This is a genomic window from Pseudoalteromonas sp. MMG033, from assembly GCF_057197785.1.
This window is the reverse complement of record NZ_JBXVAL010000002.1, coordinates 420,494-432,510: the sequence shown is the minus strand read 5'-3', so window position 1 is coordinate 432,510 and position 12,017 is coordinate 420,494. Positions and strand designations below refer to the sequence as shown.

The 12,017-nt window shown below is 41.6% G+C and carries 9 protein-coding genes and 1 riboswitch; of the genes, 7 read left to right on the top strand and 2 right to left on the bottom strand.

Features of this window, described 5'->3' with window-relative positions; genetic code table 11:
* Window positions 1-295: 295 nt before the first annotated feature.
* A complete protein-coding gene (locus AC2CZC_RS23255) occupies window positions 296-1,900 on the bottom strand; it encodes an isocitrate lyase (protein WP_484585640.1) in 1,605 nt (534 codons plus the stop codon).
* Window positions 1,901-2,130: 230 nt separating this feature from the next.
* Between AC2CZC_RS23255 and AC2CZC_RS23250 the strand changes: the two genes are divergently transcribed.
* The 7 genes from AC2CZC_RS23250 to AC2CZC_RS23220 all read left to right on the top strand — a co-directional run bounded on the left by AC2CZC_RS23250 (window position 2,131) and on the right by AC2CZC_RS23220 (window position 10,678).
* The gene (locus tag AC2CZC_RS23250; protein ID WP_484585639.1) at window positions 2,131-4,308 is read left to right on the top strand and encodes a malate synthase G; all 2,178 of its coding nucleotides are present in this window, start codon (window positions 2,131-2,133) and stop codon (window positions 4,306-4,308) included.
* A 188-nt stretch (window positions 4,309-4,496) separates the two neighbouring features.
* Entirely contained in the window at window positions 4,497-5,345 is an 849-nt protein-coding gene (locus AC2CZC_RS23245) for a MipA/OmpV family protein (protein ID WP_484585638.1), read from the top strand.
* 8 nt (window positions 5,346-5,353) lie between these two features.
* Window positions 5,354-5,722: a DUF3019 domain-containing protein gene (locus AC2CZC_RS23240; protein WP_484585637.1), complete on the top strand. Its 369-nt coding sequence runs from the start codon at window positions 5,354-5,356 to the stop codon at window positions 5,720-5,722.
* A 10-nt stretch (window positions 5,723-5,732) separates the two neighbouring features.
* Entirely contained in the window at window positions 5,733-6,425 is a 693-nt protein-coding gene (locus AC2CZC_RS23235; RefSeq protein ID WP_484585636.1) for a response regulator, read from the top strand.
* A 29-nt stretch (window positions 6,426-6,454) separates the two neighbouring features.
* Complete coding sequence (locus AC2CZC_RS23230; RefSeq protein ID WP_484585635.1) at window positions 6,455-7,714, top strand: ATP-binding protein; 1,260 nt, start codon at window positions 6,455-6,457, stop codon at window positions 7,712-7,714.
* 269 nt (window positions 7,715-7,983) lie between these two features.
* Window positions 7,984-8,082, top strand: a riboswitch (cyclic di-GMP riboswitch).
* Window positions 8,083-8,170: 88 nt separating this feature from the next.
* Window positions 8,171-10,402 (top strand): DUF4955 domain-containing protein, encoded by a 2,232-nt coding sequence (locus tag AC2CZC_RS23225; RefSeq protein WP_484585634.1) that lies wholly within the window; start codon window positions 8,171-8,173, stop codon window positions 10,400-10,402.
* Window positions 10,403-10,507: 105 nt separating this feature from the next.
* Window positions 10,508-10,678: a hypothetical protein gene (locus tag AC2CZC_RS23220; RefSeq protein ID WP_211036592.1), complete on the top strand. Its 171-nt coding sequence runs from the start codon at window positions 10,508-10,510 to the stop codon at window positions 10,676-10,678.
* A 70-nt stretch (window positions 10,679-10,748) separates the two neighbouring features.
* Here AC2CZC_RS23220 and AC2CZC_RS23215 read toward each other — a convergent pair whose 3' ends face one another.
* A complete protein-coding gene (locus AC2CZC_RS23215; RefSeq protein ID WP_484585633.1) occupies window positions 10,749-11,933 on the bottom strand; it encodes an ATP-grasp domain-containing protein in 1,185 nt (394 codons plus the stop codon).
* Window positions 11,934-12,017 lie beyond the last annotated feature (84 nt).

Genomic DNA, 12,017 nt, shown 5'->3' with positions numbered 1-12,017 from the left:
AAAAGTAGATCTCAATAGGTCGGTATAGTTGGTAAAAATTTGCTTTATAATGACAGTGATAAGGTCATTGTTGTTATTCACTGAGCAATTGAGCGCTTTAATGACTTATTTTGGGTTAAAAATTGACGAGTTACTCAAATTTATACTTTAAATCTGTATTGAGCATGCATGCTAGTATATTTCTGATCTGTATTTGGGCTAGTAAGTAAAAGTGTGATCTTATATGCTGCCGTTTGATTTAATAAAGATGAGATGTAGTAAAGGGCCCAGCGGGCCCAAGTTGGGATTAAACTATCTAAAATTGATTCATCGTATTGGCTTCACCACCCGCTTTAAGTGCATTGTCTCCGCTAAAGTACTCTTTGTGCGTATCGCCAATATTGGAACCCGCCAAGTCTTGGTGTTTGACTGAAGCTTGCTCTCGGCGTATCTCCTGTCTTTGAACATCTCTGACATATGCCAGCATACCTAAGTCACCAAAATACCCCTCGGCGAGAATATCAGTGCTTAGTGCCACAGTATGGTAGGTTGGTAAAGTAATTAAATGATGGAATATACCAGCATGAATCGCGCCATCTAGCTGGAAGCTTTTTACTTTTTCATCGGCTATTTTTGCCAGCTCAGTTGAATCAAGTTCTGGTGCCATGAGTGCTTTCGGATCAAGTGATGGATCTGGGTAAGATGACAAATCTTTGCCTTGTGCCTTGAGTGTCTCGTAAGCTTGTTCACGGAATTTCAATGTCCAGTTAAATGACGGAGAGTTGTTATACACTAACTTGGCATTAGGTACTTGCTCTCTAATACGATTCACGAGCTCAGCAATTTGCTCAACGTTGGGTTTTTCAGTTTCAATCCAAAGTAGATCAGCGCCCGCTTGCAAACTAGTGACACAATCAAGTACAACTCTGTCTTTTTCAGTACCTTCTTTAAACTGGTATAGGCCATTGTCTAGACGCACTGGTTTTTGTAGTTGCCCATTTAATTTTATTGCCATATCCCCGTCTTGTAATTGGTCTACGTCATGAATGACTTGTGTATCCAAAAATGCAGTATATTGACTTGCGATGTCACCCGTTTCTTTAGAAACAGGGATTTTTTGCGTTAAGCTTGCACCCAGTGAATCTGTTCTGGCGACAATAATGCCATCTTCAACACCGAGCTCCAAAAATGCATATCGCACAGCATTGATTTTTGACAAAAAGTCTTCGTGTGGCACGGTCACTTTACCAGCTTGGTGGCCACATTGTTTGGCATCTGAGACTTGGTTTTCAATTTGGATAGCACAAGCGCCCGCTTCTATCATCTGCTTCGCCAATAAGTAGGTCGCTTCTTCATTCCCAAATCCGGCATCGATATCAGCAATAATTGGCACAATATGCGTTTCAAAGTTATCTATCTGAGACTGTAATTGACTCGTATCTTGACCTTTGGCTTTTGCGTCATCGAGCGCCTTGTACAAATGGTCGAGTTCTCTCGCATCAGCTTGCTTTAAAAATGTATAAATCTCTTCAATTAATTTAGGCACCGCGGTTTTTTCGTGCATGCTTTGGTCAGGTAACGGGCCAAATTCAGAGCGCAGTGCGGCGACCATCCAGCCACTAAGATAGACATAAGCCCCCTTTGTTGTTTTTTGGTGCCTTTTAATTGCCATCATCATCTGTTGTGCAGTAAAGCCATGCCAGCAGCCAAGAGATTGCGTATATTGTTTTGGGTCTGCGTCATAGCGAGCCATATCTTCACGCATGATTTTGGCGGTGTACTTGGCAATATCTAGCCCAGTTTTGAAGCGATTTTGTAAGTGCATTCTGCTGGCATATTCAGGGTTAATAGATTGCCAGTGATGATCTTTGGTTGTACATAGGGTAGAAAAACGGTCAATTTGAGACTGATAATTGCTCATGATAAATATCCTTCGAACGAGTTGTACACTAAATTAAATTGGTTGTGCCAAAGCGTTTGTGTGAGAGTTGCTGCGGCTTAATTAAACACTAGAACGGCTTTTAAAATTTTTTAAATTTATAGTTGTTATTGTCAGTATATTTATTATGAATGGCTCAAGGGGTTTGTTTTTGGACAAATTGCTTTATTTTTGAATAACCCGTTCAAAAAAATTGCACTAGGAACATAGCTATGAATGCAACTGTGAAACAGGCTGGGCTGACCATTGATGCTAACTTTTATGACTTTGTGGAGCAGGAGCTACTTGATGGTTTATCAATAAACTCTGATGCGTTTTGGCAAGGTTTAGCAAGTATTGTGACCAAGCTCTCACCAAAAAACCATGCTTTGCTCGACAAGCGCGATAAGCTGCAAGCCCAGATAGATAATTACCATGTTCAAAACCCAGTTTGGGATGCTAAAAAGTATCGGACATTTTTAGAATCGATAGGCTACCTTTTACCTCAGCCTCAAGACTTTCAAATAACGACCGAAGTATCTGAGCCGGAAATTGCCCACGTTGCAGCACCGCAACTCGTGGTACCTGTGAACAACGCGCGTTTTGCATTAAATGCCGCCAATGCAAGGTGGGGATCTTTGTATGATGCGCTTTATGGGACTGATTTAATTAGCGAAGAGGATGGTGCTGAAAAGGGCAGTAAATATAACCCTGTGCGCGGCTTTAAAGTAATGGCCTATGCAAGGCAGTTACTCGATAAAGTACTGCCTCTGAGCGCAGGCTCTCACATAGAAAGTACCCATTATGGCATCGTTAATGGAGCATTAATCGTCACTTTAAATGATAGTCGCCAAGTGCAGCTTGCAAGCCCATCTCAATTGATAGGTTTTCAGGGGCAGTTGCAAAATCCAGCTGTGATTTTAGTGAAACATCATGGGTTGCACATAGAGATCTGTATTGATCATGATGATCCGATCGGGAAAGTGGATAAAGCGGGGATCAAAGACGTTATTTTGGAGTCTGCGCTGACTACGATTATGGATTGTGAAGACTCTGTGGCAGCGGTTGATGCAGAAGATAAAGTTTTGGTATACCGAAACTGGTTAGGTTTGAATAAGGGTAACCTTGCATTGCACTTTAAAAAAAATGGCGAGCAAATAACTCGAAGTTTAAGCGAGGATAGAGACTATCATGCCATTGACGGGTCGTTATTGACTTTGAGCGGACGAGCCATGATGTTTGTTCGAAATGTTGGACATTTAATGACAACGCCTGCGGTTTTTGATGCGCAAGGCAATGAAGTGTACGAAGGTATTTTGGATGCGGTTATAACCTCGACCGCAGCGCTTCATGATTTACAGGGAAATAGTCCTTATAAAAACAGTAAAACAGCCAGTATTAATATAGTGAAGCCTAAAATGCATGGGCCGGAGGAAGTTGCTTTTACTGCTGAATTATTTGATCAGGTAGAGAACATGCTTGGATTACCTGAAAATACCATAAAAATGGGGATCATGGATGAGGAGCGTCGTACATCGGTGAATTTAAAAGCGTGTATTGAGGCTGCTAAGGCGCGTGTTGTATTTATCAATACCGGATTTTTAGATCGAACAGGTGATGAAATTCATACTTCAATGCTTGCAGGTGCTGTGAAGCCTAAGGAAGATATCAAAGCCCAACCTTGGATCTCTGCATATGAGCGACAGAATGTCGAAGTCGGATTAGCCTGCGGATTTAAAGGTCGCGCTCAAATTGGTAAAGGTATGTGGCCCAAGCCTGACGAAATGGCAAACATGATGAATGCAAAAGGGGCGCAATTAGAAGCTGGCGCAAGCACTGCTTGGGTACCCTCCCCGACAGCTGCAACACTTCATTCAATTCATTACCATGGAATAGATGTTCAGGCATTGCAAAACACCTTGCTCAATCATCAAGGTCATTGTTTAGATGCGTTACTCACGCCTCCTTTACTGCAAGACAATATCCCTTTATCTCCCTCTGATATACAAGCAGAGCTGGACAATAATATTCAAGGTATATTGGGGTATGTGGTGCGCTGGATTGATCAAGGAATAGGGTGTTCAAAAGTACCTGATATATTTCATGTTGGATTAATGGAAGATAGAGCCACATTAAGAATTTCCAGCCAACACATTGCCAATTGGTTGGAACACAAAATATGTACTCAAGATCAGGTGCTGGCGACATTTGTGAAAATGGCGAGTGTGGTCGACAGTCAAAATAGCCATGATCCCAATTACGTCCCCATGTGTACAGATGGTCATCCAAACTCAAATAGCCTAGCATATCAAGCTGCCATTTCGCTTGTACTTGAAGGAAAGCAACAGCCTAACGGCTATACGGAACCCTTGTTACATTATTATCGCAGACTGAAAAAACAGGCACATTAATATTTATTCTGTTAAGTGCTCTGAGTTACTTTTGCCAGAGCACTTTTGTAAACCCCCTTTCCAATTACCCATCTTATTTTGATGATTTGTTGTTAGATACAAATTGATACAGTTTGTTATAATTCCACACGCTATTTTTCTATAAATTCAATATATTAGTTAGCTAATAATAAAGATAAGAAACTTCTATGTACTCTAAAAGAAAGTGGATGCCTATATGTTTGGCTGCTTCAATTTTTCATTTTCCAGCCGCTTACGCAGAAGAAGAGGCCAGCTTTTGGGAAGGGTTTTCAAATAAGCGCGAAGCAGGCGGATTTCTGTCACTGGGTTTAGGTGCTTCTTATGGCGGGGGATTACTTACAAATATTGCTACCCGGCCAATTTTAAATATCAACGGTAATTATTACTTTGAAAATGGACTTTTTGTTGAAGTGCCTGGGAGTGACAGTAAATTTGAGCCGCAATGGGCGATGGGCTACAACCTTTATAATTCCAGCGAGTGGGAGTTTGATGTCATTTTTTCTGCTGCGCATGCGCACATATCGTACTATGGATATGTATCAAATGCATATGATGAGCGGGATTTGACTGGGTATGTAGGGCTTCGTGTCACTGGCGCCATAGGCAGCTATCAAATTCAAACCATCCTTGCGCCTAAAGCGGACAATAGTGAATATGATGGAGGGGCTTACGCCTCTTTTTGGATTGCGAAATCATGGCAACATAAAAATTGGCACTTTTATAGTTCGGTCGGCTTTCAATATCGTAACAGCGCTATGCTTAATTATTACTATGGTGTGCCTTACCAATCAGCAAGAGTAGATCCTTATCAAGCCTCTGGTGGGGTGAACACTAAATTAAAGTTGGGCTTTACGACGCCAGTTGGCAAGCGCTGGGTGGTTGATGGCGCTATTGGTCTGACTGATTATGCCACTAGTATAGACGATAGTCCGTATTCGTTAGATGCGCTTAACACTACCTCCAATCGTAGCAGGCTTGGTCGCCATATTAGCGTTACCATGAGCTACGTGTTTTAGGAGGCGAAATGAAAAAATATATTGCTGTTTTTTTCCTTACGCCAGTCCTAGCATGCGCAGCCTCTAACGAGCCACAGTTTACCATTAAGCCTGAGCAATGCGTTGCATTGGAGCAGGGACAGGAATGCTATGTCGATGTTTCTGTGAGCTGGAAAACGAACAGTGTCGGTAACTATTGCTTATTTGCCAACGAGCAGCAGTTGCATTGCTGGCAAAACGTTGCACATGGAAAATGGCAAAGCGAAATTATGATGACGGATAATTTAGCCGTTCGCCTAAAAAGCGACAGTGAAAAAATTATATTCACCAAAACAATAGAATACGCTTGGATTTATAAAAAAAGAAAAAGCAAAGCGGTACGATGGAGAATGTTTTAAGGATGTGTAGATGAGCCAGTGCAAGGTTGCTTTAGTAGAAGATGACATTGAGTTGGCCCAGTGGATAGCCGATTATTTAAGCGCAAAACAGTACCATGTTGATGTTTATCATGATGGGTTAGTTGGTTTTGAAGCGATCCAAAAGACCAAACCCGATCTCATTATTTTAGATGGCATGTTACCCAGTATGGACGGTTTAGATGTGTGCAAAGCGCTGAGGCAGTTAATGCAAACGCCGATTTTAATGTTGACGGCCAGAGATGAAGAAATTGACGAAATCTTAGGCTTAGAAATGGGTGCTGACGACTATTTAACAAAACCGGTGAGAGGCCGTTTATTGGAAGCCCGAATGCGGACTTTGCTGAGGCGTGCCACAGTGACTCAAGAAGTTAATGATGAAAAGTTAGTGATCGGTGCCCTTGAAGTCGATGTGGGTAATCGACAAGTGCTACTCGGTGGTAAAAATATTCAAGTATCAAGCAATGAGTTTGATGTCTTATGGGTGCTAGCTAAGCACGCCGGGAGCGTTGTAACTCGTCAGGATTTAGTGCAGGAGCTAAGAGGTTTTGAGTACGACGGCTTTGATCGCACCATCGATTTGCGCGTATCTCGGTTACGGAAAAAACTTGGCGATAAAGAGGCGCCATACAAAATAGCCACTGTGTGGGGCAAGGGCTATCAGCTGTCTAAGGATACTTGGTAATGGATTTATCTAGAAGGCAGTCTATTTAAATGTGGCGGTTTGTCATAGCACTTGTAAGTGTGTTGATCATCGCAAGCATAGCCCTGGGTCAGGTATTTGATGCGCTTTATTCCTCAGAGGAGTCTGCACAATCCGATGTATCAGAGCAGCTTGCTTTGGCATTGCCATTATTAGAGATGATGGCATCTCAAGAAAGTCACCTCGTTTTCGATAAACAACTTCAGCAGAGAACGCTAGGTGATCGCAATACATCCGTGCGTCTTCACTCTATGGATGAGTACCCTTTACCGATTCAATTGCAACAGCAGCTTCAAAAACAAGAGCCTGTGTACCTCGAGACGCAGGATCACGTGAAAGTTCATCTGTTGACCAGTGATCAGAATATTTTGGTTTATCGGTATGATAAGCTGGCTGAACAAGATGATTACCGTCTTTCTTTAACGCTTATTTTTTATTTTCTTCTCGTCATCATTTTAGTGCTTTTCTTAACCCCTTTTGTTCGTCGGCTAATGCATTTAAGCGATACCGCCGCCAAATTTGGGGATGGCCATTTAGATGTTAGGTTAAAGGTGGGCACGCTTTGGTATATTCGAGATATTGAGCTGTCATTTAATCAGATGGCAAATAAGATTAACCTGCTTATGGATGATATTAAATTACTTGCTGGTGGGTTATCCCATGAGTTAAGGACGCCATTGGCCCGAATTCGCATGGGCCTAGATACCATTGTCGAAACACAAGATGAAGCGCTTAGGAGCAAATACGAAGCGCGCGTAAACCAGCAATTAGATGACATGGAAGGCTTGCTGATACATATGTTGGATTTTGCTAGATTGCAGCATATTTTAGATGAGGCTATCCCTCAGCCGCTTGATCTGGTCACGGCACTCCCTAATTTGGTTGACCTCTCTTTTGATGATACCGTTGAGCTGAATATCACACTGCAACAAGCGCTAATTCATGTTGATCAACGTTATTTTACTATGGCTATCTCTAATATCATTGATAATGCGCTGAAGTATGGACATAGCCGTTGTGTGGTGACGGTAACGCAAGAGAAAAATGAGTATGTGGTTGTAATCAGTGATGATGGAGACGGCATTGATGCGAGCAAAGCCGCTGAAGTATTTAAACCGTTTGTCAGGCTTAATCGCCAGCACTGTACTGGATTTGGGATTGGTTTAGCATTCAGTGCCAAAATTATTGCGCGCTATCGAGGGGAAATCTTTGCGGGTGTTTGCGCTGAATTAGGAGGTGCTTGCATAACCGTGAAGTTCCCAGCCTTATAAAGACACTTATATTGGTGAATAATTATGCTAACGATTTCATTGCTATAATCTGCATTTGAGCTTTCATGGATCTAAAAGTCCGCGTGCTTTGTGCACAAAACAGTGCCTAATACGCTGATATTGGTACCTTTAAAAGGGAATAATTTATCTGTAACATAAGTTTAATAATTTATAATTCCTGTTTGTACAACGGATTAGGATTTTTGCTCTAATTTGTGTTTGACCAATTTGGAACCTTCCTATACATTCCTCCTGAAATTTACACAAACTGTAGTTACTGGCAAACTAGGTGAAAGCCTAGGACGCAAAGCTTCCGGTCTAAATGCGCTGTATATTCATGCAATGCACACGATAGCGGGGTTGCTTCATAGTTAGGGATACTGTGAATATTCAAGAGGGATGTGACTGCCAGATCTACTCAATACCACTACTGAACGTAGTTATTTGAGGATAGATATGAAAACATTTTCTAATAAACCAATGCTAGTAGCACTATGCGCTGCGACAGGTTGGCTTCCAATGCAAGGCTATGCAAACGATTTCTGGCATAGCTACCTAGAGTCTAGATCAACACAATCTGATCTGAGAGATCCAAGCACGCAAATAGCAGATGATCAGATCATCTCTAACTTTTCATACGCGGGTTACCAGTTCTCAAACCAAGCGATCCCGAGTGTCAATGAACTGGGCTACCGTATTTTTGATGTAACTGGCTACGGCGCAGATATCGCTCCTGGCCGTTCTGACAAGCAGGCGGTACGTGATGCCATTGCGGCAGCTGAAAAGCACATCGATGAGGGGGGTAAAGGCGCAGTGATTTATTTCCCTAACGGTACGTATGACTTGAACACTTTGTCTGATGTTGCAGACATAGATAAGTCCGATACTGTTGAAGGTCGTAAAAGCCGTGAAAGCGCAACTATTAAGATATCACGTGGCAACATGATATTGCGTGGTGAGAGCCAACTCAGTATTTTAAAAATGGATCAACACTTAGATTTGATTTATCCAAATAAAATGTGGACAAGTCCTTATCTATTTGAAATTGGTTATAACTACGCTAACCGCGACCCTAAAGTGAAAAGTGTGCGCGAGTCGGTAACCTCTCCTAGCAAAGAGCGTTTTATTACTGATATTACTTCTAGCCACCCAAGGCAATCTACACGCTCAGTGCAAGTTCGTGATACATCTTTGCTTAAAGTCGGTCAGTGGGTGCAACTGTCTCGTTTTGACCCTCGCCCAGAGACGATTGCCAAAGCATTATCACCTTATAAGTTAGATGGTAAGTGGGGCATGATCAAAAAAGGGGTTCGTTCACAAGAATTTCATCAAATTACTGCCATTGAAGGTAATGAAGTGACATTCGCCGCGGTTATTCATCATGATGTTGAAAACGATGGCTACTGGGGCTTGAAACAAGCACGTCTGGTACAAAATATCGGTGTTGAAAACCTGACGATTCAAGGTAATTGGCAGGAAGCATTTAAACACCATAAAAGCGGTGTGCATGATGGTGGGTGGAGCGCTATTCGTTTCTCTCGCGTTGCGCATGCATGGCTTAAAAACGTGGAGTTTATCGACTTAAACCAAGGCGTTTCAGTGGTAAACAGCGCTGCGATGACCCTAAAAGACTTAGCGTTTACGGGTAATCCTGGTCATATCAGCTTGGACATTAATGCATCGACCCATGTTTTGGCACAAAACATTGATGATCAAGCTGAGCACTGGCATGCGGCGGGCTTTTCTCATAAAGCTGCGGGTAACGTAATTTCTGGCTCAACGCACTCGCCTGATCGCTTCCATAACTTGCATGCCAATATGCCTTACAGCAATTTAATTGAAAATAGTACTGGCGGTTGGAATTATGGCTTTATGGGCGGCTCTGTCGGTGCACAGCCTAATCACCTTAAGCATCTAGTATTTTGGAACATCACCAATACAGCACAAAACGAGTCAATTGATAAGTGGGCGTTTATGCGCCATGACAGCAAGTATGGCCGTGTGATCATGCCGTATGTTGTTGGCTTAAAAGGCGCTGGATTTAATGGCTTTGAGAGTCAGCAAAGATACGACACAAGTTTGGCTGATAAGTCACAGGCACATGTGCAAAGTCACACTGATATCGAAAGTTTATACGCGCAACAGTTACAGCAACGCCGCTGTGCAAAAAAAGTGACTGGTGACAATTTAATTGGTGCTTGGTCATTGAAAGGCAGTGTGTGTGACCTGTCTGGTCAAGGGCAAGACGGCAAAGTGTATGGTGAATACCAAGGTACATTTAACGGCGTTGATCAGCGTATTGAGCTTGGTGACATCGACCAATTCAGCAAGATCGAGCTTGAGTTTAAATACGATAATTTCAGCACAACTAAAACGGGTTTCATGTTATCGAAAGGCAATTACGGTACACAAAACGCGTATTATATCCAAGTAAACAAAGAAGGTGTGATCAGTGCGCGCATCAATGGCAAAGGCGTCAATGCTGGTAATTTTGCTGATGGTCAATGGCACAAACTTGAAATGCAGTTAGAGGGCAACGTTTTATCACTGAGCATTGATGGTCAGTCAATGGGTAGCAAGAGCATTGTGATACCAAAGCAAAATGACGTGCCACTTAGCGTTGGCTCTACACCAAAGAACACTTATCCGTTCAAAGGTGAAGTCAGAAACGTTCGCGTATATCGCTAATTTTTACAAGGTGCCTACCTAGCTGGATACAAGCAGTTGGCACCTAATTTCAAGATTTATTTGGCCACAGTAGAAGGCCGACAAGATAGTAGTAAGGTATTAAACATGACAACATTACCTCCATATAAAAAGTATGCAATCGTGGCTTTGGCGTTAGTTTTTGGCTGGTTCTCAACCTTTATGATTAATGGTATTGAAGTGAACGAAACCTCTATGTATTGCTTAAAGCTTAAAGATAAAGCAAACATGGATTTATGTAGTAAAGACGTACTGTAAATGTGTTTTAAACTCGGTAAATCAGCTTACCGAGTTTAACAATACGGGGGGTTGTTTGTGTAGCAATAACCTAAGGGATTTGTAATTTGCACTCAAATTGGTTTATCGTCGTCATGATATCAGCCTCAACTTTATTTGCACTGTTTGAGCGAAACCTAAAACGCCCAGGCAGCAATTGATAGCCACCAGAGCCATCAAAGAGCGTTCCTGACGCAGGGTATTTCTCGAAATACATACTTTCAACTTTACCGAGTAAGGACTTTGCTGACAAAAATGTTTTTCCTATGTTTTCTGGAAATAGAAGGAACCCTCCAGAGAGGTTATTTTCAAGCTTTTTTTTATCAATAATTAGAGGCTTACCTAGGAAAATATCGACCCAAGATTGAACCATATCAACGTCAAATAGGTCTTGCATAAAGTATGGGATTTCAGCGCCTCCTATACGTGCACCTACTTCTAAAAAGTATAGCTGTTCGTCTTTTTCGATGACTTCTAGGTGAAATGCGCCATTATCAAGTGATAATGTTTTGAGGCAATGATTTGTAAAGTGTATAAGCCTTTCAGTGAGTGCTTGAGATTGATGCAATACGGAAGCAACCGGCTGCCCATTGGCAAAGTCTAGACAGGTATTTATATATTTAAAGCATTTGTAAAATAGCAACTCTCCATCTTGAACTAGGCCATCAATATGATGAATTTGTCCCTCTATATATTCCTCTATCTCAAAGTCAGACACATTAAGCTCATTTAACTTGGCTGCCAGAGATTGCTTGCTGGTGAGTTTATAGCAGCCCTCACTACCAGCGCCTTTCCTCGGTTTTAATATGACAGGGAACTCAATGTTATCTAGATAGGTGGATAATTCAGCTGTATTTGCTGTCGCATCAAGGTATTTTGGAACTGGAATTCCAGCTGTAGAAATGCTGTGTTTCATATGCATTTTATCGCGAAAGCGACGCGTTTGAGTAAGTTTGTATCCTTGAACTCCTAAGTGTTCTCGAATAGCAGATGCATTTTCAAGGTCAAATTCAGAAAGTGCAATTACTATATCAATAGGCCCTGTTTGTAATTCAATTTCTTTTGCCGCCTCTATAACCTGTTTTTGGTTCTCATATTCATCTAGTTCTATAATAATGTTTGCTAAGCTTTCATCTATTGAGCGTCGGCCTTTTGCATTACAAATGTAGTTTACATGGTGCAGTTTATGGTTGACGTAATTTTCATAGCATGAAAAATCGTTATCCCAATGATTCATTATTATAATGTTTTTATTTTTTGAGCTTTGCATATTAGATAATTCTTAACTATTAAGTTGTTAATGATAATTGTTATCAATATC

Coding starts and splice junctions, on each gene's coding strand:
- AC2CZC_RS23215 (WP_484585633.1), bottom strand. CDS start 11,933: ATGAATCATTGGGATAACGATTTTTCATGCTATGAAAATTACGTCAAC.
- AC2CZC_RS23235 (WP_484585636.1), top strand. CDS start 5,733: ATGAGCCAGTGCAAGGTTGCTTTAGTAGAAGATGACATTGAGTTGGCC.
- AC2CZC_RS23250 (WP_484585639.1), top strand. CDS start 2,131: ATGAATGCAACTGTGAAACAGGCTGGGCTGACCATTGATGCTAACTTT.
- AC2CZC_RS23255 (WP_484585640.1), bottom strand. CDS start 1,900: ATGAGCAATTATCAGTCTCAAATTGACCGTTTTTCTACCCTATGTACA.
- AC2CZC_RS23230 (WP_484585635.1), top strand. CDS start 6,455: ATGTGGCGGTTTGTCATAGCACTTGTAAGTGTGTTGATCATCGCAAGC.
- AC2CZC_RS23225 (WP_484585634.1), top strand. CDS start 8,171: ATGAAAACATTTTCTAATAAACCAATGCTAGTAGCACTATGCGCTGCG.
- AC2CZC_RS23220 (WP_211036592.1), top strand. CDS start 10,508: ATGACAACATTACCTCCATATAAAAAGTATGCAATCGTGGCTTTGGCG.
- AC2CZC_RS23245 (WP_484585638.1), top strand. CDS start 4,497: ATGTACTCTAAAAGAAAGTGGATGCCTATATGTTTGGCTGCTTCAATT.
- AC2CZC_RS23240 (WP_484585637.1), top strand. CDS start 5,354: ATGAAAAAATATATTGCTGTTTTTTTCCTTACGCCAGTCCTAGCATGC.